19 protein-coding genes are annotated in these 22945 nt (G+C 45.7%); 8 read left to right on the top strand and 11 right to left on the bottom strand.

Features of this window, described 5'->3' with window-relative positions:
- The first annotated feature begins 28 nt into the window (after nt 1-28).
- Nucleotides 29-592, top strand: coding sequence for a dephospho-CoA kinase (gene coaE, locus F7D73_RS16145; RefSeq protein WP_153122126.1), 564 nt, complete (start codon nt 29-31; stop codon nt 590-592).
- Between the two features lie 54 nt (nt 593-646).
- On the top strand, nt 647-1090 hold the full coding sequence (locus F7D73_RS16140) for a DUF5606 family protein (RefSeq protein WP_153122125.1): 444 nt from the start codon (nt 647-649) through the stop codon (nt 1088-1090).
- Between the two features lie 105 nt (nt 1091-1195).
- Here the strand turns inward: F7D73_RS16140 and F7D73_RS02440 are convergent, their stop codons facing one another.
- The 4 genes from F7D73_RS02440 to F7D73_RS02425 all read right to left on the bottom strand — a co-directional run bounded on the left by F7D73_RS02440 (nt 1196) and on the right by F7D73_RS02425 (nt 7302).
- Complete coding sequence (locus tag F7D73_RS02440; RefSeq protein ID WP_153122124.1) at nt 1196-2863, bottom strand: AMP-binding protein; 1668 nt, start codon at nt 2861-2863, stop codon at nt 1196-1198.
- Between the two features lie 28 nt (nt 2864-2891).
- On the bottom strand, nt 2892-4559 hold the full coding sequence (locus F7D73_RS02435) for an AMP-binding protein (protein WP_153122123.1): 1668 nt from the start codon (nt 4557-4559) through the stop codon (nt 2892-2894).
- Nucleotides 4560-4729: 170 nt separating this feature from the next.
- Nucleotides 4730-5977: an ABC transporter permease gene (locus F7D73_RS02430; protein WP_153122122.1), complete on the bottom strand. Its 1248-nt coding sequence runs from the start codon at nt 5975-5977 to the stop codon at nt 4730-4732.
- Between the two features lie 113 nt (nt 5978-6090).
- Nucleotides 6091-7302 carry a pyridoxal phosphate-dependent aminotransferase gene (locus F7D73_RS02425; protein ID WP_153122121.1) on the bottom strand — a complete coding sequence of 404 codons (1212 nt, stop codon included), beginning with the start codon at nt 7300-7302 and terminating at the stop codon, nt 6091-6093.
- 303 nt (nt 7303-7605) lie between these two features.
- Between F7D73_RS02425 and F7D73_RS02420 the strand changes: the two genes are divergently transcribed.
- Entirely contained in the window at nt 7606-8124 is a 519-nt protein-coding gene (locus tag F7D73_RS02420; RefSeq protein WP_153122120.1) for a DUF4494 domain-containing protein, read from the top strand.
- An 83-nt stretch (nt 8125-8207) separates the two neighbouring features.
- Nucleotides 8208-8879, top strand: a complete 672-nt coding sequence (locus F7D73_RS02415; protein ID WP_153122119.1) for a YggS family pyridoxal phosphate-dependent enzyme — start codon at nt 8208-8210, stop codon at nt 8877-8879.
- Nucleotides 8880-8991: 112 nt separating this feature from the next.
- Here F7D73_RS02415 and F7D73_RS02410 read toward each other — a convergent pair whose 3' ends face one another.
- From F7D73_RS02410 to F7D73_RS02385, 6 genes are all read right to left on the bottom strand, one after another.
- Complete coding sequence (locus tag F7D73_RS02410) at nt 8992-10836, bottom strand: M6 family metalloprotease domain-containing protein (protein WP_194256824.1); 1845 nt, start codon at nt 10834-10836, stop codon at nt 8992-8994.
- Nucleotides 10837-10906: 70 nt separating this feature from the next.
- Nucleotides 10907-11752: an EFR1 family ferrodoxin gene (locus tag F7D73_RS02405; RefSeq protein ID WP_153122117.1), complete on the bottom strand. Its 846-nt coding sequence runs from the start codon at nt 11750-11752 to the stop codon at nt 10907-10909.
- 2 nt (nt 11753-11754) lie between these two features.
- Nucleotides 11755-12138: a DUF1573 domain-containing protein gene (locus F7D73_RS02400; RefSeq protein ID WP_153122116.1), complete on the bottom strand. Its 384-nt coding sequence runs from the start codon at nt 12136-12138 to the stop codon at nt 11755-11757.
- A gap of 146 nt (nt 12139-12284) precedes the next feature.
- Nucleotides 12285-15191, bottom strand: coding sequence for an excinuclease ABC subunit UvrA (uvrA, locus tag F7D73_RS02395; protein ID WP_153122115.1), 2907 nt, complete (start codon nt 15189-15191; stop codon nt 12285-12287).
- 47 nt (nt 15192-15238) lie between these two features.
- Nucleotides 15239-15709: a 23S rRNA (pseudouridine(1915)-N(3))-methyltransferase RlmH gene (gene rlmH, locus F7D73_RS02390; protein ID WP_153122114.1), complete on the bottom strand. Its 471-nt coding sequence runs from the start codon at nt 15707-15709 to the stop codon at nt 15239-15241.
- 35 nt (nt 15710-15744) lie between these two features.
- On the bottom strand, nt 15745-16074 hold the full coding sequence (locus F7D73_RS02385; protein WP_153122113.1) for a DUF4491 family protein: 330 nt from the start codon (nt 16072-16074) through the stop codon (nt 15745-15747).
- A 176-nt stretch (nt 16075-16250) separates the two neighbouring features.
- On the opposite strand from F7D73_RS02385, the gene F7D73_RS02380 reads away from it, so the two are divergent.
- Nucleotides 16251-18002, top strand: coding sequence for a phospho-sugar mutase (locus F7D73_RS02380; protein WP_022120938.1), 1752 nt, complete (start codon nt 16251-16253; stop codon nt 18000-18002).
- A 63-nt stretch (nt 18003-18065) separates the two neighbouring features.
- Here the strand turns inward: F7D73_RS02380 and F7D73_RS02375 are convergent, their stop codons facing one another.
- Nucleotides 18066-19334 (bottom strand): ComEC/Rec2 family competence protein, encoded by a 1269-nt coding sequence (locus F7D73_RS02375; protein WP_194256823.1) that lies wholly within the window; start codon nt 19332-19334, stop codon nt 18066-18068.
- Nucleotides 19335-19468: 134 nt separating this feature from the next.
- Here F7D73_RS02375 and F7D73_RS02370 point away from each other — a divergent pair, with 134 nt between their 5' ends.
- The 3 genes from F7D73_RS02370 (at nt 19469) to F7D73_RS02355 (ending at nt 22698) form a co-directional block, all read left to right on the top strand.
- Nucleotides 19469-20908 carry an amidophosphoribosyltransferase gene (locus F7D73_RS02370; protein ID WP_153122111.1) on the top strand — a complete coding sequence of 480 codons (1440 nt, stop codon included), beginning with the start codon at nt 19469-19471 and terminating at the stop codon, nt 20906-20908.
- A 655-nt stretch (nt 20909-21563) separates the two neighbouring features.
- Nucleotides 21564-22328 (top strand): hypothetical protein, encoded by a 765-nt coding sequence (locus F7D73_RS02360; RefSeq protein ID WP_153122109.1) that lies wholly within the window; start codon nt 21564-21566, stop codon nt 22326-22328.
- A gap of 43 nt (nt 22329-22371) precedes the next feature.
- Nucleotides 22372-22698, top strand: a complete 327-nt coding sequence (locus F7D73_RS02355) for a helix-turn-helix domain-containing protein (protein ID WP_194256822.1) — start codon at nt 22372-22374, stop codon at nt 22696-22698.
- Nucleotides 22699-22945 lie beyond the last annotated feature (247 nt).

The following is a 22945-nucleotide window of genomic DNA, read 5'->3' as shown; positions in this document are numbered from 1 at the left end:
TACAATTAATAATTTATAATTCATTGTGATGAAGATAGCTATAACGGGGGGCATCGGTAGCGGAAAAAGCTATGTATGCCGAATTTTGGAAAAACAGGGCATCAAGGTATATGACTGTGATGCTGAAGCCAAACGGTTGATGCGCTATGATGCCGACTTGCAGGAAAGCTTGAAGCAGCTGGTGGGCGAGGAGGTATATAGTGCAGAGGGAATCTTGCAGAAACCAGTGCTTGCCCAGTTTCTCCTGGCTAGTGAGGCAAACAAGCAAGCTGTCAATGATGTTGTGCATCCTGCTGTGGCAAGAGATTTTGAGCAGAGCGATTACCAATGGTTGGAGAGTGCTATTCTCTTTGACAGTGGTTTCGACCGCCGTACTCATTTCGACTTCGTGGTCTGTGTTACAGCTCCTGTTCCAGTACGCCTGAAGCGTATCATGCTGCGGGATCATATTTCGGAGCAGAAAGCGCAGGAATGGATAGATGCCGTGATGCCGCAGGAAGAACTTGCTGCCCGTGCCGATTTCGAAATCGTGAATGATGGAATCAGGGATGTGGAAGAGCAGGTCATGCAGTTGCTCAAGCGGTTGGCTTAGAGATATAGAGAAATAAATATAAAGGATAAACTATAATAGATTTTTTTAAAAACAATGGAAACAATTCTTTCAATTGCAGGTAAGCCAGGCCTTTACAAACTGGTATCTAGAGGTAATAGAAACTTAATCGTTGAAATGCTCGACGAGTCACATAAGCGTATGCCTGCTTTCGCTACTGATCGCGTAACAAGCCTTGGCGACATCGCTATGTATACAGATGCTGATGAGGTGCCATTGTGGGAAGTTCTCGACAGCGTAAGCAAGAAGGAAGAGGGTAAGGTTAGCTCTTTCAACTACAAGAAGGCTTCTGCAGAGGAGTTGCACAGCTATTTCGCTGAGGTTCTTCCTAGCTACGACCGTGACCGTGTACGTGACAGCGACATCAAAAAGTTGCTCCAGTGGTACAACATCATGGCTAAGTACGGTATTACCGACTTCAAGGCTACCCTTTCTCCTACAGAGGGTGACAATGTAGATGATCGTGCTGAGCAGGAGTAAATCTCTCAGGCGTTGATTGGATATCATCAACATTTACATAAAACAAAAAAGTGAGCTTCTTCTTCCGAAGATAGCTCACTTTTTTTATATCTTGACGAGATTCGTTTAATCATTGATGGTATACAGGAATCGCTTGATACTCTTCTTAGGAGTCTTTTCAAATTCCTCTTCGTGGATTCTGATTTCTGATACTTTGCTGTATGCTGGTATCATGGAATTGAGTTCCTGACGGTTCTGCTCCATGATGTCGGCAAGTTCTTTGTTGCCGAGGTTGAGAGTCTGAGCCTCGTCATAATCCGGGTGAACCAGTGCGATGAGCTTATCACCCTTCTGTACCACTACGCTTTCAGCCACAAGAGCCAGGGAATTGAGCTTGTCTTCAATTTCCTCCGGATAGATATTCTGACCGCTTGCTCCGAGAAGCATGTTCTTGCTGCGTCCCTTGATGAATACGTTGCCGTCACCATCCATGGTGCCGAGGTCGCCAGTATGATACCATCCGTTCTCATCGATGGTCTGCTTGGTTGCTTCCTCGTTCTTGTAATAGCCCAACATCACGTTAGGACCCTTAGCCAGAATCTCTCCTGGTACATTCTCTGGGTCTGGACTGTCGATGCGAACCATCATGTGGAGAGCTGCCTTGCCGCAGGAACCCGGTACGAAATGCTTGTAATCCTCGTAGCAGATGATAGGCGCACACTCGGTAGCTCCATATCCTACAGTATATCTGAAGCCTACGCTATGGAGGAAGCTTTCTACTTCCTGATTGAAGGCTGCACCACCGATAATCACCTCATAGAAGTTTCCACCGAAGGCATTGCTTACCTGGTCGCAGATCTTCTCCTTCACCTTCTTGCTGATGACAGGCATGTGGAGGAGCATGCGCATGCGGTTGTTCTGTATCTTAGGGAATACTTTCTTGCGGATAATCTTCTCGATAACCAATGGTACTGCAATGATGACGGCTGGCTTGATGCGTCCGAAAGCCTCAGCGATGATGGCTGGGCTAGGGATGCGGGTGAGATAGAAGATGTGGCAACCCTTGATGAATTCGAAGATGAATTCGAATGCCATGCCATACATGTGGGCCATCGGCAGGATACTGATGATAGAATCTCCCGGCTTGATTTTCTTGCCCAATACATTCTCGGCAAAGTCGGCATTGCCCCAAAGTGCACGGTATGGTATCATCACACCCTTGGAGAAACCTGTGGTTCCACTGGTATAGTTAATCATAGCCAGCTCTTCAGGATTCTCTTCCTTGTAATAGCTGATGTGATTTTTGCGGAAGTACTTAGGATACTTGATACCAAACATCTCATTGAGGTGCTCACGAGCGTAAGTCAGCTTATCTGTACGAGATACAACAAGTGAGTAATCCGGTATGTAGATGATGCCTTCGAGTCCCGGCATCTTAGTAGCATCTACCTGGGTAGCTACTACATCGCCAACGAAGAGCAACTTGGCATCGCTGTGATTCACGATGTTATGTATCTGATCTGCCATAAACTCATGCAGAATAGGCACAGCGATGGCGCCATAGGTGAGGGTAGCAAGGAAAGCTACAGCCCAGTTGGCGCTATTGCGACCGCAAAGAGCAATCTTGTCACCCTTTACCACGCCTGAATTCTCGAACATGATGTGTAGTTTCTCTATTTTACGTGCTACATCATGGTACTGCAAGGTGGCTCCCTTGTAGTCGGTAAGAGCATCCATATCCCAATGGTCTATGATACTCTTCTCTATTAGTGCGTTAAAGCTTGGTATCTCCATATTTATTGTGTTTTGATACAATTGTCTGTTATATTACGTCTTGATACAAATATCTTTTAATAGACTTCTTGGCAGTCTTCTCGAATTCAGTATCGTGCAACTGGATGCGTGAGATATGAGCGAAGCTTGGCATCTGCTGGTTCAGTTCCTTTCGGTTCTCTTCCATGATGTTGGCAAGGTCTTCGTCTGTGAATCCGAGATTGCTTACTTCCTCCATGTCCGGGTGAACCAGCGCTACGAGCTTGTCATTGCTTTGCAGTACGATGCTCTCGTTTACCATTGCCAGGGAATTGAGTTTGTCCTCTATTTCTTCCGGATAGATATTCTGACCGTTAGGACCGAGAAGCATGTTCTTGCTGCGTCCTCTTACGAAGAAATGTCCGTCGGCACTCATGGTAGCCAAATCGCCAGTATGAAACCATCCGTCTTCGTCGAGTACAGCATCTGTAGCCTCCTGATTCTTGTAATACCCCTTCATCACGTTGATGCCGCGGCAAACCAGTTCTCCTGCTACATTCTCAGGGTCATCGCTCAATACCTTTACCTCCATGTGCTTCACGGCAACACCGCAGCTTCCTGCCGCGTAGTTGTCCTGATGGGCGAAGGTGATGAGCGGTGCAGTCTCTGTGGTACCGTATCCCATAGCTATAGGGAATCCGATGCTGACAAAGAAGTTCTCTATCTCCTTATTGAGTGGTGCTCCACCGACAACTACCTCGTATGGGCGCTCACCAAATTTACGCAGCACGAACTCGCGAACCTTCTCCTTGATGCGCTTGTTGATGACAGGCATGTTCATCAGAAGCTTTGCGCGGTTGGTCTGGATATGTGGGAACACTTCCTTTCTAACGATCTTATCCACCACGAGCGGTACAGCGAAGAGAATGTCGGGCTTGATTTCTGCCAGCGCCTCTGAGATGAGCGTAGGACTCGGGAGACGGGTGAGGAAGAAGATGTGGTTACCTTCTACGATATTGTAGAGGAACTCTGTCATCAGTCCGTACATGTGCGCCATCGGCAGGGTAGAGAGAATGTTGCAATTCTTTCCCATCTTAGGACTTACCGAGTCGATGAGATAATCAAGATTACCCCAAAGCGCTCTATATGGCAGCATCACGCCCTTAGAGAAACCTGTTGTTCCACTGGTGTAATTAATCATCGCCAACTCCTCCGGGGCGTCTACGTGATATTTTACATGTTCTGCTCTGAAGTATTTCGGATACTTGTGACCAAACATCTCGTTGAGGTGTTCACGGGCATAGGTTAGTTTTTCAGAGCGAGATATGACGAGTGAATTGTCAGGTAGGTGGATAATTCCTTCCAGAGAGGGCATCTCTTCAGGAGTTATCTCTGTAGCTACCACATCGCCTACGAACAGAAGTTTGCTCTCGCTGTGATTCACGATATTGTGAATCTGCTCAGGCTTGAATTCGTTCTGTATAGGTACGACGATGGCTCCGTATGTGATAATGGCCAGAAAGGCTACTGCCCACTGACTACTATTTCTTCCGCACACGGCTATCTTGTCACCCTTCTTGACATCGCTGTTCTCGAACAGGATGTGAAGTTTTTCTATCTTTCTTGCAACATCATGATACTGGAGTGTGGCTCCCTTATAATCGGTGAGCGCATCCAGGTTCCAGTTCTTGATGATGCTTCTCTCAATATACGAGTTAAAACTTGGTATTGAATCCATTGCACAATTTACAAAATTTTGTGCAAAGATACAGAAAATACTGCACATTGCAAAAAAAAAATGTGCATTATTTTCGTGCTAGGGGCAAAATAATGCAAAAACTAGGTAAAATAGTAAAGTTTTTATCCCATTATTGCTATAAATGGACAGCAATAATGGGATAAAGAGATTTATTCATATCTCATCGACTTAGCTGGATGGATGTGAGAGATGAGATAACTTGGTGCTACAAGCATGAATACGCTGATGAGCAGGGTGGCTACATTCAATGCCAGAATGAAGAGCCAGTTAAACTCTATTGGGACGTTACTTACGTAGTAAGTCTGCGCATCAAGCTTCACGATGCCTGTCAGATTCTGAATGGCTAACAGTCCCAGACCGATGATGTTTCCCAATATCATTCCCTTGCCGATGATGAATACGGCAAACCAGAGGAAGGTGTGGCGAATGATATTGTTGCGGGCTCCCAATGCCTTCATCACTCCAATCATTGAAGTGCGCTCCAGGATGATGATGAGCAGACCGCTTATCATCGTTACGCCGGCTACTATTATCATCAAGCCGAGAATAATCCATACATTCATGTCCATCAGGCTGAGCCACTGGAAGATGTTCGGGTTCAAATCCTTGATGGTTGCACTGCTGTAGGTCTCTCCATAATGGTCTACGGTACGGTTCACCTTATTTATAATATAGTCTTCCGTTTCGTTGAGCTTCCCGAAGTCATTGACGGTGAGCTCCGCTCCGCTGGCTTGGTCATCTTCCCAGCCATTCAGCTTCACGGCTGTATAGAGATCTGTATAAGCTATAATCTCGTCGTACTTCTTCAGATTGGTCTCGTAGATTCCCTTGATGGTGAATCTACGCATTCTTACTCCGTTGTCATCGATGAAATAGGCGAAGATTCGCTCTCCGTTCTTCAATTTCAGCTTGTCTGCCATCAACTTGGATATGAGAATCTGGTTATGGCTAGCTTTGTCGTCAAACTTGGGAATGCTTCCTTCAACCATGTTCTGATGGATAAAGGTTGAATCAAAATCTGGTCCTACACCTTTGAGAACAACTCCCAGGAAGTCATTGTCAGTCTTGAGAATGCCTTCCTTCATGGCGAATCGCTGCACATGCTTGACGCCTGGTATCTTCTTCAGGACGTTTACCATCGAGTCGTTCATCACCACCGGGTATTGGTTCTGCTGTTGCAGGGTCAGGAAGTCGGCTACCTGTATATGGCTTCCGAATCCTATCACCTTGTCGCGGATGGTATGTTTGAATCCCAGTACTACGCATACTGACATAATCATGATAGCGAGACCGATGGCAACACCCGCAGTGGCTATATGAATAGCAGGGCGAGAAACTTTACGTTTGTCGCCCTGATCGCTATATAATCTCTTTGCTATAAATAGAGGAAAATTCATATTTACATTGAAGTTTGAACATTGAACTTTGAACTTTGAAGTTTGAACATTGAACTTTATGATTAGCTTAGACTATTGAATTCTTCACTCTTCACTCTTCGTTCTTCACTTCCTTACAGTCCTTCATCCTCCACTCTTCCCGGATAGGCTTCCAGTGCCTTGCCAAGAACTGTCAATGCACGGTTCAGGTCATCCTTCTTCAAAACGTAAGCCATACGTACCTGATTACGACCTGCCCCTGGAGTGGTATAGAAACCAGAAGCTGGAGCCATCATCACGGTTTCGCCCTCATATTCGAATTCTTCCAGGCACCAGCGGCAGAACTTATCCGAATCATCGATAGGCAATTTGGCTACGGTATAGAAGGCACCCATAGGAATAGGAGAGTATACGCCAGGAATACGGTTGAGTCCGTCAATCAGGCATTTACGGCGCTCTACGTACTCATCATATACGTCACGGTAGTACTCTTCAGGTGCATCGAGAGAAGCCTCGGCTACTATCTGACCAATCAGTGGAGGAGAAAGACGAGCCTGACAGAACTTCATCACAGCCTTGCGGATTTCTGCATTCTTGGTAATCAGGGCACCCACACGGATACCACACTCGCTGTATCGCTTGGATACAGAGTCGATAAGCACTGTGTTCTGTTCAATACCTTCCAGGTGCATCGCACTGATATAAGGGCTACCCGTATAGATATACTCACGGTAAACCTCATCAGAGAAGAGATAGAGATCGTACTTCTTCACCAAGTCACGAATCTGGTTCATCTCACGGCGAGTATAGAGATAACCTGTTGGGTTGTTAGGGTTGCAGATCAGGATGGCACGTGTGCGCTCATTGATCAGCTCCTCAAACTTCTCTACCTTAGGCAATGAGAAACCTTCCTCGATGGTGGTAGCGATGGTACGGATCTTGGCACCTGCAGAAATGGCGAAAGCCATATAGTTGGCGTAAGCAGGTTCTGGTACAATAATCTCATCTCCTGGGTTCAAGCAACTCATAAAAGAGAAGAGTACAGCCTCGGAACCTCCCGATGTGATAATGATATCATCGGCAGTTACGTTGATATTGAATTTCTTGTAATAGTCTACTAGCTTCTCACGATAACTGAGATAGCCCTGGCTTGGAGAATACTCCAGGATGGTGCGGTCAATATGCTTCAAGGCATCGAGACCACACTGAGGAGTAGGCAGGTCTGGCTGACCGATGTTGAGGTGATATACCTTTACTCCACGTTTCTTTGCTGCGGCAGCCAAAGGAGCCAACTTTCTGATTGGTGACTCTGGCATCTCAAGACCGCGTACAGATATTTCTGGCATCTTTTTCTTTCTTTCTATTAATTATCCAAGTCGAGAAGATAATTTACGGCCATTAAAAAGAGCCCACTTCTCGCTAATCGCGTGCAAAGTTAAGAAAATTAGCTGAAAATACGGAAAAGATTTTAATTTAATTTTATATTTTAATAAAAATCTTGTGTTTCTGTTGCTTTTCTGCATTCTTTTTTATAACTTTGCATCTCCAAACAGTGATTTAGAATTACAAAACTGGGTAGAGCGGCTTGTTCGTCCTATCCTCAAATAAATGATTATAAAACTAAATATTTAAAATAAAAAAGGTAAAAAATGAGAAGTAGATCAAATGTTACTTGGTTTTCAACCAAAGTGAGATATCAGAAAACAATGGAGGATGGTTCTGAGAAGGTGGTTACAGAGAATTATCTCGTAGATGCCTTGAGCTTTACAGAGGCTGAGAGCGCTATCACCGATGAAATGTCTGTTTATGTCAGCGGAGAATTTCAGGTTAGCGGTATTGCAAAGGCTGCCTACCATGAGGTTTTCTTCAGCGATGTAGATGATGATGACAAGTGGTATAAGGCTAAATTGCAGTTTATCACCATTGACGAGAAGACTGAGAAGGAGAAGCGTTCTACTGTAAACTATCTCGTTCAGGCTAAGTCTCTGGCCCGTGCACTCCGTTATGTTGACGAGGAAATGGGTAAGACCATGATCGACTATGACACAATTGGCCTTAACGAGACCAACCTGATGGATGTATTCGAGCATCAGGCTCCTAATAAGGAGGAGAAGAACGATGTGCCTGAGTACGAGCAAGGCAATGCAGAACACCAGCTGAGTAATTAGGTATACCTTATGTCATACTTCCAGCAAAAGCAAATGGCTAAGGAATCATTATTAATTATAAATTCTTAATTATTAATTGAACTATGTATGATGTAAAAGGAAATCTTCGGGAAGTGTTGGGCAACTTGCCTGCGGGAGTCAATCTTGTAGCCATCAGTAAGTTTCATCCCAACGAATATATTGAAGCTGCATACGCTGAGGGGCAACGTATCTTTGGTGAAAGCCATGAACAGGAACTTGCCAGGAAGGTAGAGTCCTTGCCTAAGGATATCGAGTGGCATTTCATCGGTCATCTTCAGACCAATAAGGTGAAGTATATCGCTCCGTATATCTCTATGATAGAATCGGTGGATAGCCTGAAACTCCTGAAGGAAATCAACAAGCAGGCTGCCAAGCACGACCGTGTGGTGAAGGTTCTTCTGGAATTGCATATTGCAGAGGAAGAAACCAAGTCGGGCTTCTCGTTTGATGATTGCCGTGAACTCCTGGAGGCGGGCGAATGGAGAACGATGGAGCATGTGCAGATTTGCGGTATCATGATGATGGCATCCAATACGGATGATGAGCAGCAGATAGCTCAGGAGTTTGATGCTGCCTATGCTTTCTTCAAGGAAGTGAAGGAGAAGTATTTTGCCGATGATGATGCTTTCTGTGAAAGAAGTTGGGGTATGAGTCACGATTACCGGATTGCCGTAAAGCACGGTAGTAATATGGTGCGTGTGGGTACTACCATCTTTGGCCCTAGAATCTATTGATTATAGTGTCTTTGAGTTTATCAGACTTAAGAATATCTCTAATATGAAAAAAGGAGGATGTGATGATGAAAAGTCACATCCTCCTTATTTTATATGTATATTTCTGTTTTCTCTAGAATATCATCTTATATCCCTTGTTGGTGATATAGAGATGTCCCTTGATAGGATTCTTCACCTTACGGCCTTCCATATCGTAGTATTCTGTAGGTCGCTTGTCGGTAATGTTGATGATTGTCTTGCTGATGCCTGTAGAAGCGAAGTCCTTGAGGTAATCAAAGGTAACCATACCCGTAGCTTCATCCTTCTTGATGTTGTAGAGAGGACGGGAGGTAAGGGTACTCCAGTTGAATTTCACCTCGGTCAGACTGTTCACATCGCTGCCATCCTTACCGATTCCATAAGCTGGGAATGGGTCGTTTTGGTTGCTGGTGTCATAATCGCTCCAGGTATATGTGTTGTTGTCTCCACAGTTCATCTGGTTGATGACGAGACCGTCTGCCGGTACTACCATCACTCTGGATATTCCCTTGATATCGTTGGGATAATCGTAGAGTGATACGTAATCCTTGTCAGCATAATCTATGCGCCAAACCAGCAATCCATATCCCGGCAGGCTCTTATACCAGCCTTCGTTTCTGATATTCTGCAGCAGCAGGAATTCTCCCTGTGCTCTCTTCTTGAGGTTCTGTCTGGTTGCCTCGCTGATGGTGCCGGCAGAGTAGTTCTCGTTGATGAAAAAGTTGCTGTCGTCAACATCTGCCATAATCTTATAGGCTTTCGATGCCATATCGTATGGTTCCAGCGTCAGCTGTTCTGCCTGGGTTGAAGATAGAGTGATAGGATCTATCCAACCCATCATCATCTTTTCCCATGGAGTATATGGAGTAGGGCGATAGCCGTCTTGGGTATATTCTCCTGCATCCATCAGGTCCCAGTATTCCGGACTCTGATTGTCTGCATAGGTTGATGAGCCGGATACCGGATAATGATCCGGCAGGCCCATGGTATGTGAGAATTCATGACAGAAGAGGCCGATGCCATTCAGCAGATACTTGCCGTCTTGGGTATCCTTCGGGGTACCGTTCAGTTCGTTGTTGATGCCATAGCGGGAGAAACTCATTCCGTCACACTCCAGGTTGCCTGCCAGATTTCCATTCTGGTCGTATCGGTAGAATAGGGTAGCTCCTGATTTTGGCCAGAGGCAGTCATCTGAATTGCCGCTGATACTTTCCGAATAACCGGCATAGATGACGTAAACCAGGTCTACACAGCCATCGCCATCTGCATCGTATTGGGAGAAATCCACCTGATCGTCAACCAAGCTGCAGGCTTCACCCAGCATCTGGTCGCAATGAATGTCAATGTCGTCTTCGCTTCTGTTCTTTCCATAATAGGCAGAGTTCTGACTGAGTGTAACCGGTCCCACCACATCAAATTGTGGAACAAACTTGCCCAGGCTGCAGTGCTTGAAGTATTCTCTTACCGAACCGTAGTTGGTTGTTTCTTCCTTTGTCGAGAAAACCTTGGCATCGGCAACTGGTGCTGCTTCTCCCACTTCTGCGTTGAGATAATGGTTGAAGGTGGCTGCCGGCGAGGTGCTCTTGAATTTAACGTCTTGAAATTCTACCAGGATAACCAGTGCTTTTGGAGTTCCGAGATGTGGAAAATACTGCTGGTTTCCGATACTGCAGGCTCTCGTTTTGCGTGCCATGCTAGCCTGTAATCTAGCTTGCAATGCCTGGGTTGATGATATCTCGTATGTCCCGTTGGTCATCTTCTGTAAGGGAGTACCGTCCAGGAGGGTATAGTAATGGAAGTTTTCATCTCCCTTGAGGGTAGCAGAAACGTAGCTTCCGTCAGTCATCATCAGTCGACATACGCCAGGCTTTGCTTTGGCAGCAAACAAAGAACTTGCTGCCATCCATGAAAATGCCAGGCTTAGTAAGATTTTCTTCATATAGTTAAGCTGTTTAGGATGGGTTATTATTAAATGAAATACTCTCCGTTCTATCATGGAATACAGTTCTCTACTTAAAGAAATACTGTCCCTTCTTCCTGGTTTGTTTTCCAAACTCAATGGCATGATGCGGACAATGGTGGTAGCATGTGAAGCAGGTGAGGCAATCCTTGTGATGCAGCCATTCCGGGTAAGCGCCATGACCGCCCTTGATATCACCTACCGGACAGACGTTGGCACAGATGCCACACTTCACGCAGCGGTCTTTCTCAACATGAAACCGCTTGTCGGTGATGAGCATTTTCTCAAAGAATCCTCCTACTACCTTTGTGAAGAACCAGGGAATAGAACCTTTTACGAGCCTGTTTACGCCCTGCTTGCGATTGAATATTTCCTCGCATACCACCGCCAGTTCCTGTGCAGCCTCTTCCTTCTTCCGGATTTCACGCTCCTTTGGATCTACATCCATAAAAGGAAGTCCCACGTATGATTCCGGCATAATCAGGGAGTAGGACGAATCTACGGCTGTAATGCCCAGAGCTGCAAGAGAAGGATTGGATGAGATGACCTCATTGAGGTTCTCGATGGTGAGTCCGATGCTGTCACCAGCAGTGCATACGCAGTAGACGAAAGGACGTCTTGTCTCTTCTTTCTTTCCATCTTCTGTGTTTTCAGCTCTCTGAATCTTGAGGTTTGCGATAAACTCTCTCACCAGTCTCGGTACTCTCCAGCCATGTACCGGAAAAACGAAACCAAGCCGTTCATCCTCCTGGAGGGTAAACGGCTCGGCCATATCATGCTTGGTATCATCGGCTCTCATATAAGGAGCGATGGATATCAAGCTGTCATGTGTGGCAGCCGCCAGTTTGGAAGCCGCCCACTTTGTATTTCCTGTTCCTGAAAAATAGAATATCATGATTATTTCTTTTCAGACATCACGCCTTCGATATAGATGCGTGACATTTCTACATTGCCATTGGTACGAACAGTGATGCTCTTTTTGAAATGTCCAGGGAACATGCCCTTGCCATTATAAGTCACACTGATCTGTCCCTTCTGACCTGGAGCAATAGGCTTCTTGGTATATGAAGGTACTGTACATCCACAACTAGCAATAGCCTGGTTGATGATAAGAGGCTTGTCGCCCACGTTGGTGAAAGTAAATGTTGCTTTCTGCACAGGGTTGCTCTCTTCGAAGGTTCCGAAGTTATGAACGAGCTTTTCAAACTTTATCTCTGCTTGGGCAGAGGCTGTGGCTGTGATAGCTACAAGCATAGTCAATGCCAATATGATTCTTTTCATTTTCATTTCCTTTCTTATTTTATTATTATTTCTTTTCTTTTTTATATAATTCGATGCAAAAGTACACATAAAGTTTAGTATAACGTTAATTTTTTACATTATTTATATTAATAGTTACTTCGCTTGCCTGTCTTTTGCTTCATTACCTATAGATATTTCTGCAGGAATTTGCCAGTCAGACTCTCTGGGCAGGCCACCACTTCTTCCGGTGTTCCTGCCACAACCAGACTGCCGCCCTTATCTCCGCCTTCCGGTCCCAGGTCGATGATGTAGTCGGCACACTTGATGACATCGAGGTTGTGCTCGATGACTACCAGCGAATGTCCTCTTTCTATCAGGGCATCAAAGGCATGGAGCAGTCGCTTGATGTCGTGGAAGTGAAGTCCCGTGGTTGGCTCATCGAAGATGAAAAGCGTTGGCGACTGTTCTTCCTTGCCGATGAAATATGCCAGCTTTACACGCTGGTTTTCACCACCGGAGAGGGTACTGGAGTTCTGTCCCAACTTGATATAGCCGAGTCCTACTTCCTGTAATGGCTTCAGGCGGCTCACGATGATGCGGCAGGTTGCAAAGTCTTCTTCATTGTGCTGCAGCTTCTCGTTGCTGAAGAACTCGATAGCCTCGTTTACGGTCATGTTGAGTACGTCGTTCACGTCCTTTCCTCCGTATCTCACTTCCAGGATGTCGTGCTTGAACCGTTTGCCCTTGCAGGCTTCGCAGGTCAGGGTAAGGTCAGCCATAAACTGCATTTCGATGGTTACATAGCCCGCTCCCTTACATTCCTCGCATCGTCCTCCCTCAGTATTGAAGGAGAAGTATTGTGCGGTGAAACCCATCTGCTTGGCAAGTGGCTGGTTGGCAAAGAGCGTACGGATGGCATCGTATGCCTTCAGGTAGGTGGCAGGATTGCTTCGCGTACTCTTGCCGATAGGGTTCTGGTCTACGAATTCTACGTGGTTGATGGCATTCAGGTCGCCTTCTATCGAGGTATATTCGCCTGGTGCATCGGCTACCAGATCCAGCTTGCGGCGCATGGCAGGGTAGAGGATGCCCTTGATGAGTGAACTCTTTCCTGAACCGGATACTCCGGTTACTACGGTGAACACGTTGAGCGGAATCTTTACGTCGATGCCACGCAGGTTGTTCATGCGTGCTCCCTTGATTTCCAACGCCATGTTCCAGGCACGATGACTGGTTGGACGTTCTATCTTCTCGGCATGGGTGAGATATTTGATGGTATAACTCTCCGGATATTTCGCCAGAAGCTTTTCCTGTTCTTTCTGGTCGGTTACGGAATATTCTGATGCAGGTCCGGAATAGACCATTCTTCCGCCAAGGCGTCCTGCATCCGGACCGATATCTATCAAATAGTCGGCAGCTCGCATGATTTCTTCATCGTGCTCTACTACCACTACCGTATTGCCCAGTTCCTGCAGTTCTCTCAAAACCTTGATGAGGCGGTCGGTATCACGGCTGTGCAGACCGATACTTGGCTCATCGAGGATGTAGACACTGCCTACAAGCGATGAACCGAGATTGGTGGTCAGGTTGATGCGCTGGCTCTCACCGCCAGAAAGACTGTTGGAGAGACGGTTGAGTGTAAGATACCCAAGTCCCACATCCAGAAGGAATTGCAGACGATGGGTTATCTCTGTGAGTAGTCGCTTGCTGATCTCTTTCTCGTGATCGGTCAACTCCAGCTTCTTGAACCATGCACTCAGATTGGTAACCGACATGTCTACCAGTTCCGTAATGCTCTTGCCACCTATTTTTACATAGTTGGCTTCCTTCTTGAGTCGGGTTCCGTGGCAGTCCGGACAGATGGTCTTTCCGCGGAATCGGCTCAGCATCACACGGTATTGTATCTTGTACTGGTTCTCCTTCACCATTCTGAAGAATTCATCGATGCTCACACGGTCGTGCGGATCCCGGTCTTTCTCTGTAGGCAGACCATGCCAGAGCCAGTCTTTCTCCTTCTGGGTCAACTCATAGTATGGCTTGAAGATAGGGAAGTGGAATGGTTCTGCACGGCGGATAAACTCTTTGAGCCACATGCCCATCTTCTCTCCACGCCAGCAAACCACGCAGCCATCGTAAAGACTGAGCGAGGTGTTGGGAATCACGAGTTTCTCATCGATGCCTATCACGCTTCCGAATCCCTCGCAGGTAGGGCAGGCGCCCAGTGGAGAGTTGAAGGCAAACATGTTGTCTGTCGGTTCTTCAAAGGTGATGCCGTCTGCCTCGAAACGGGTAGAGAAATCGTAGCTGATATTGCTAGGCAGGAAGACAATTCGGCAGGCACCGTCTCCTTCATAGAAGGCTGTCTCGGCAGAATCGAAGAGACGGCTGATGTCGTCCTTCTCATCACTTACCGACGCACGGTCGATGACGAGATAAATCTCTTTCCCCTGTTGTTCTATGATTTTCTTGAGGTCATCTCCGCTGGCTTCCAGCAGTTCCTTGTCTGCAGATTCCAGGAAGTCTTCGATGCGTATAAACTCATTCTTCTCCATGATGCGGGCATAGCCTTCCTGCATGTACATCTCCAGCTGCTTGCTGAGGCTTCTGCCTTCGATGACATGGATAGGTGCAAGGATGACATACTTGGTACCCTTCGAATACTGACGGGTACAGGCTAAGACATCCTCTGTGGTATGGCGCTTCACTTCCTGTCCGCTGATAGGCGAATAGGTCTTGCCGATGCGGGCATAGAGCAGTCGGAGATATTCGTAAATCTCCGTATTCGTTCCCACGGTAGAACGGGGATTGCGTGAAATCACCTTCTGTTCGATGGCGATGGCAGGTGGCAATCCCTTGATGAAATCGCATTCCGGTTTACTCATTCTGCCCAGAAACTGGCGGGCATACGAAGACAGCGACTCCACATAGCGTCGCTGACCTTCTGCATATAAGGTATCAAAAGCCAAAGAAGACTTTCCCGACCCGGAGACCCCCGTAATGGCAACAAACTTGCCCTGCGGTATCTTCACGTCGATATTCTTCAGGTTGTTGGCTCTCGCCCCTTTAATCTCTATATATTTCTCTTTTGACATTGAACTTTGAACTTTGAGCTTTGAACTTTATGATTAGTAATCCTCTTTTACTCGTGATGATAAGGCTCACCTTTTATAATAGTACATGCGCGATAGAGTGCCTCGGTAAAGATAAGGCGTACCATCTGATGCGAGAAGGTCATCTTGGAAAGCGAGATCTTCTCGTTGGCGCGGTCATATACTGCTTGCGAGAATCCGTAAGGACCTCCGATGATAAACACAAGCCTTCTAGCCGTAGCCTGCTTGCGCTCTATCCATTTGGCAAACTCGATGCTTCGGAATTCCTGTCCATGTTCATCCATCAGAACCACGGTATCTGAAGGCTGGAGGAGTTTCAGAATCAGTTCTCCCCCCCGTTCCTTCTGCTGCTGTTCGCTGAGGCTCTTGGTATTCTTGAGCTCAGGAATCGTGGTTATATTGAACGGCATGTAGTGGGTGATGCGCTCGGCATAATCCTTGATGCCCGCAATGAAATGCTTGTTTACGGTCTTTCCGACCAGAATGAGTTCTGTCTTCATTTCGTTGAATTTTTCTTCCTATACACTTGAATTCTTCACTCTTCACACTTCACTTCGTCCCTATAGTATCCTTTCTTTTCCAGTTTCGGGTTCTTCGGGAACCATCCCTTCTCGCATCTTTCCTTTTGTTCAAAGAGTTCACCGATGCTCCAGAGACACGAAGCTCCTACTACGCCCAGAAGAGCAGAGCCGAGGACATTGGCAACCAGAAAGGCTGCTCCTACGCAGATGATACCCGTCACGAGAAACACCCACCAGAATCGGGTGCCGGTATGATATTCTGTCTTGATAACAATAGGGTGAAAGATACCTATTATTAAAAAGGTGGAAATGGCGATGATGACGCCCGTATAATATAATTCCATATACCTAACTTTTTATTTCATTTCTTTTTCAATGTGCAAAAATACAAAAAAAACTTCAATCTTGCTTGGTTTATCAAAATTTTTATATAACTTTGTACGCAAAAAGAGATATATTGTGCCGTTTTCGGGCACAACCCTCTATATGAACATTATTAATAACAAAATAGAATCAAACTATGGCTAATAACGCAGAATTAATCAAGCAGTGTGAAGAAAGAGCACAGCAGTGGCTCACACCTGCTTTTGACGAAGAAACTCGTAAAGAAGTAAAGGCAATGCTCGACGCAGAGGATAAGTCTGCTCTCGTTGATGCATTCTATCAGAACTTGGAGTTCGGTACTGGTGGTTTGCGCGGTATCATGGGCGCAGGTACCAACCGTATGAACAAGTATATCGTTGGTATGGCTACCCAGGGCTTTGCTAACTACATCCTCAAGGCTTTCCCAGGTGAGGAGAACCTTTCTGTAGTGGTAGGTCACGACTGCCGTAACAACTCCCGTCTCTTCGCTGAAACCGTAGCTGCCATCTTCTCTGCCAATGGCATCAAGGCTTATCTCTTCGAGAGCCTCCGTCCTACACCAGAGATTTCCTTCGCTATCCGCGAGCTCGGTGCCAAGGCTGGTGTCAACGTTACTGCTTCTCACAACCCTAAGGAGTACAACGGTTACAAGGCTTACTGGAGCGATGGCGCTCAGGTTCTGGCTCCACACGATACTGGTATCATCGAGGAGGTGAACAAGGTTACTATCGACCAGGTGAAGTTCGAGGCTAACTGGGATAAGATCAAGATTATCGGTGGTGAGATGGATTACGACTACATGACAGCCGTTCATTCTGCTATGATTGACCAGGATGTCATCAACCGTCAGAAAGACCTCAACATCGTTTATTCAGCTATGCACGGTACAGGTCGTGTCATCGTTCCTCTCTGTCTGCGTTCTTGGGGCTTCCAGAACATCAATGTAGTTCCTGAGCAGATGGTAGTAGATGGTAACTTCCCAACAGTGGTTTCTCCTAACCCAGAGAATGCAGAGGCTATGACCCTCGGTATGAAGCTCGGTACTAAGTTGAACGCTGACCTCGTGGTAGCTACTGACCCAGATGCTGACCGCCTGGCTATCGTTTGCCGTGATGACAAGGGTGAGTGGATGATCATCAATGGTAACCAGACAGCCATGATGTTCTGCTACTACATCATCGAGAACAAGAAGAAGTTGGGTAAGTTGAAGCCAACAGACTTCCTCGTAAAGACCATCGTAACAACAGAAGTTATCGCTGAGATTGCCAAGAAGAACAACGTAGAGTTGCGCGACTGCTACACTGGTTTCAAGTGGATTGCACGCGAGATTGCTATCTCTGAGGGCAAGCAGCAGTACATCGGTGGTGGTGAGGAGAGCTTCGGCTTCTTGCCATACGATAAGGTACGCGATAAGGATGCTCCTGCTTCTATCTGCCTCATCTGCGAGATTGCAGCATGGGCTAAGGATCAGGGCAAGACTCTCTACGACCTCCTGATGCAGATTTATGCAGAGTATGGCTTCAGCAAGGAGTTCACTGTAAATGTGGTTCGCCCAGGTAAGACTGGTGCTGACGAGATTAAGCAGATGATGGCAGACTTCCGTGCCAACCCTCCACAGGAGTTGGGTGGCAGCAAGGTGGTAACCTGGAAGGACTACCAGAGCCTGGAGGTGAAGCATGCCGACGGCAGCGTAGAGAAGCTCGATATGCCTGCTACAAGCAACGTACTCCAGTGGTTCTGCGATGACAACACCAAGGTAAGTGTCCGTCCATCAGGTACAGAGCCTAAGATCAAGTTCTATATTGAGGTAAAGGATCCTTCATTCAAGTGCGCTGGCTGCTACAACCGCTGCACAGCTGCTGCAATGGATAAGATTGAGGCTATCAAGAAGAGCTTGAAGTTGGATTAATGAATGAAAATGATTGGGAGATGCCTTCAGTGTTTTCTCCCGACAACCCTATTTTTTTGAGCATTATCTATGATTCATAAATAATGCATTCTTCGGCGAGAAGTCTTCCTGACTTCTCGCCATTTTGTTTCTTATCCTTTTTATTCTTACCCATCCGGCATACACTAACCCTATGACGGCATAGATGCAGAATAGGGCAGGGAGGGGAAGGTGGATTCCATCAATGCTGGCACCGGGAGCCAAGGAGATGAGATGGAAGGCGGTATTGGCAAAATGAGTGATGGATACCAATGCCTTGGCAATCCAGCTTGTCAGCCAGGAGGCGGGAGCGACTGTCGGCGACAGAAGCAGGAAGGGACTCAGCAACATCAGCATGCAACAGAGGTAAAGAATGCCCGTGGCGGCAGGAATCGCAATGAATGTGGTAAGAAGGGAATAGCACGAGATGCGCCCGAAGTAATAAGTGATGAGCGGAAGAGTTCCTATCTGGGCAGCTGCCGATACGCAAAGCATACTCCATATCCATTGTGATAGGCGATGAGCAGGATGGTAAAGAGAACTGAGCAACGGCATAAACACGATGATGGAACCAACTGCCGCAAACGACATCTGGAAACTGAGGTCGAAGAGATAAAGTGGATTCCACAATAGCATGAAGGTTAAAGCGGTGGAGAGCAAATGGAGCGACTCTCCTTTTCGCCGGGTCATCATTACAAATCCATAAACACTCAGCATGGTGGCAGAGCGGACGGCACTCGCAGGCATGCCAATGAACAGAACATACATCCAGATGGCTAGAAGGGCAGAAAAAATGATGAAGATATGGCGGCGATTGCCACCTAACAGCATGATGAGCAGCTGGAAGATGATGCTGATATGCAGTCCGCTTACGGCTAATACATGGCTTGCTCCAGCTACGGAATAAACCTCTTTCGTGTCCTTGTCCAGCGCCGTCTTGTCGCCCAGTGCCATTGCAGCAATGACCCCAAAGTCTTCATTCTCAATGCCCAATCCCTTCATCTTCTGTTCTGTTTCCGCTCTCCGTTCTTGCGCTGTTATCTGAAACCGGTCCAGTTCAGAAAGTTCATCTATCGTAAAATAGGTATCAGGCTTTCGTTCCCGATATTCCTGATAGGAAGTGAGAAGACCACCCAAAAGAAACATACAGATATATAAAAGGATGTGCTGGCTTAGTATCCATTTCCGCAGGATGATAGCCATGCCAGTCATGACCAGCAGGAGAATGAGCCAAAGGACCGGAGGCATCTGGTCATAGCCATATCTGGCTATGATAATACCCGCGCTCAGTATGATGTTCATTCTGATATTCATGTGCAAAGTTACCTTATGTTGAGCGCAAAGATACATTAAAATTCTGAAAATCGACTGTTTTTTCTTGCATAATTTACATCTTTTTATTACCTTTGCACCCAATATTACAAACAATAACATAGAATTATACTCTTATGGGAGGTATTTTCGGAACTATTTCCAAGAAAAGTTGTGTCGCAGACCTGTTCTACGGCACCGATTACAACTCACATCTCGGCACACGTCGAGGCGGTTTGGCAACCTACAGTAGTGAGAAAGGCTTCGTGCGCTCAATTCACAACCTCGAAAGTTCTTATTTCAGAACGAAGTTTGAGCCTACACTCAACAAGTTTGAGGGAGCAACATCTGGTATCGGCGTAATCAGCGATACGGATGCGCAGCCATTAATCATGAACTCACATCTTGGCCGTTTCGCCATTTGTACTGTAGCTAAGATTGTAAACAAGGATGAACTAACCCAGTACCTGCTAGACAAGAACATGCACTTTGCAGAGATGTCTTCAGGCAGCACCAACCCAACCGAGTTGGTTGCATTACTCATTATTCAGGGCAAGACATTCCGCGAAGGTATCGAGAATGTATTCCACCACATCAAGGGCTCCTGTACCATGATGATTCTTACCGAGGATGGTATCATCTGCGCTCGCGACAGTTGGGGACGTACACCTTTAATTATAGGTAAGAAGGATGGTGCCTATGCTGCTTCCAGCGAGACCACCTCATTCCCTAACCTCGATTATGAAACAGAATACGAGCTGGGTCCGGGCGAAATCGTCAAGATTACTGCCGACAAGATGGAGCAGCTTCGTCCTGCCAACAAGAAGATGCAGGTTTGTTCTTTCCTCTGGGTTTACTATGGTTTCCCTACATCTACCTATGAGGGCAAGAATGTAGAGGAGGCTCGTTTTACCAACGGTTTCAATCTCGCCAAGAGTGATGATGTTGAGGTAGACTGCTGCAGCGGTATTCCTGATTCTGGTACTGGTATGGCGATGGGATATGCTGCCGGCAAGGGTGTGCCTTATCAGCGTTGTATTGCCAAGTATACTCCTACATGGCCTCGTAGCTTTACTCCAAGCAACCAGAGCATGCGTTCATTGGTAGCCAAGATGAAGCTGATTCCTAACAAGGCGATGCTCAAGGGCAAGCGTGTGTTGTTCTGCGATGACAGTATCGTTCGTGGTACCCAGCTTCGCGACAACGTGAAGGTGCTTTTCGACCAGGCAGGCTTGAAGGAGTGCCATATGCGTATTGCATGTCCTCCATTGGTATATGGTTGTCCGTTCATCAACTTCACTTCTTCAAAGAGTGATATGGAGCTGATTACCCGTCGCATCATCGAGAAGTTTGAGGGCGATGCCAACAAGAATCTTGATAAATACGCTACCACCGGTTCTCCTGAGTATCAGAAGATGGTAGATGAGATTGCCAACCAGTTGGGCTTGACTACATTGAAGTTCAATACCATCGAGCAGCTTGTTGAGGCTATCGGTCTTCCAAAGTGTCAGGTATGTACTCACTGTTTTGATGGCAGTAGTGCATATACTCTGAATGAGTTTGCTGATGAAGACTAAAATAAGAATATAAGTTCTTGATAGATTAGAAGATAGGTCTAGCGACCCCGCAAAGCGCGGTGTAGCTAGACCTATTTTTATATTATTTCTCGGCAAAATCTTCTTTTGCATAAATCTTGTTACAATCGATGTTGGAGATATCCCACTGGAGAGACAATACCTGATTGTGCTCGTAACGTGCTGATAACCAATACTAAATGAGGTAACAAAATGACGAAAGAAACAAATTAGGAACAACAAAATCAAGAAACCCCAAAATGAAAGCATGAGAAAACATAAATTAACACAGAAAACAACGATAAATTTCCGATTTTGTCTTTTGATTGTACAGGTCAATGAAATGATATTTATGTCATCTCTGTATTAGTGGTAATTCAAAAAATATCCAAAATAACCTTTTTCGCTCGTATTTTATGATTATCAATGAAAGGAATCATGTTGCGAAATACTCAATTATTTGCATGTTTCGTAAATGTTTTGTGAATATTTTACCTTTTTCTAAATTTATTTTCGTACTTTTGCAAGCGTATTTACTTATCAGGAACCGAGAGCGTTACATCACCTCCCTTGTTTCAGCAGGATATTTGCAGATGACTAATCCAGATAATCCTACAGCAAGTAATCAAAAATACAAGAAAGTAAACATAAGATAAGAATGGATTCATTATTTCTACTTCAGTTTGCATGTTTTATATTCATGCTCGTCAATGCCTTCTTCGTGGCACTCTCTCATCTGCATGTAAGATGGGAGAACAAGCGGTATGAGTGTTCACGATGGATGATTGTTGTCGCCTTAATAGGATTGGCGATACAATATGTCATTCAGATGGGGTTCGGATTCCGTACTGCTGACGACAGTCTTGGGGCTGTCGTTAACATTCTCGTCTATACGCCCTGTTTTTCGCTTATCTCCATGGGAATCTACAACATAGAGGCCACACGTTCCAACCTCAGAAAGATGATATTGATGTGCAGTGGTATTTATGCTGCCATCATTGTGGTCTTTTGCGTGGGTATCAGTCTTCATCATAGCCTGTATATCAAAGAAGGACTTTATCTGATGCTGACTCTGTTTTGCGTAAGTGTTTTCTATTGCATATACATGATTATTCAGGAGATGATTAGGCGTAAAAATATGTTGGAGACAATGGCGGCAACGGATTTGTTGCCTTACGTAAGATATTCGCGTGCAAGTGTAATCATTCTATGGCTCGCAGTTCTCGCTATGCCAATTGCCATTTTTTCTACTACCTTGTTATATATAGTAGGTCCTGCCGTATTGCTTGCCTTGTTGTTCTTCAATCTTACGTTTATTGCTCTCGGCAGCAGTTATATTCCAACAGAAGAGCTATTGGATAAAGAAGAGGAAAGTCAACGATGTGGGGGGGGCAAAGGAAAAACCTTTACAGCAATTGTCTGAGGAGCGCAGAAACTTTATCCAAAACAGTCTTGACCAATGGTGTATGGATTTGGGCTATAAGGATTGTAATGTAAACATGTTGACGCTTTCTCGTACACTTTGTATATCAAAGAACGAATTGAGCCAGTTTTTCGATCAATGCTTGCACTCTAACTTCCGAATATGGCTCAGCGAGATACGTCTCAACGCTGCAAAAAAGATGATGTTGGAATGTCCAGATTATAGCAACGACATCATTTCAGCCGAGTGCGGATTCTCTTGTCGCACTCATCTTTACCGAATCTTCAAGACAAAAGAAGGCTGTTCTCCTACAGAATGGAGAGACTTCCACTCTACAGATGCAGCACAAAATGATTCAGATGGAGCATAACCATTTTTTTATAAAATACCAAAGAAAAAGACAAATTTTTATCAAAAAAACAGCCAAAAAGGTGTCGCATTCCTACGAATGCGACACCTTTTTGGTATGAATGCGACACATGAACAGGGGAGAGCTGCACCCTCTTTCGGAGAAATTCACTATATTTGCACCATGAAAGAATTATTAGAAACCATACCAAGGATAGAATTAGCCCTGATCATCATCGGGGTGTTTGTACTCATATTAGGTATTATCT

Source organism: Segatella copri (assembly GCF_009494395.1).
In the GTDB taxonomy this organism is placed as follows: Bacteria; Bacteroidota; Bacteroidia; order Bacteroidales; family Bacteroidaceae; genus Prevotella.
The sequence above is the reverse complement of the archived record's forward strand: the minus strand, read 5'-3'. Positions and strand labels throughout refer to the sequence as shown.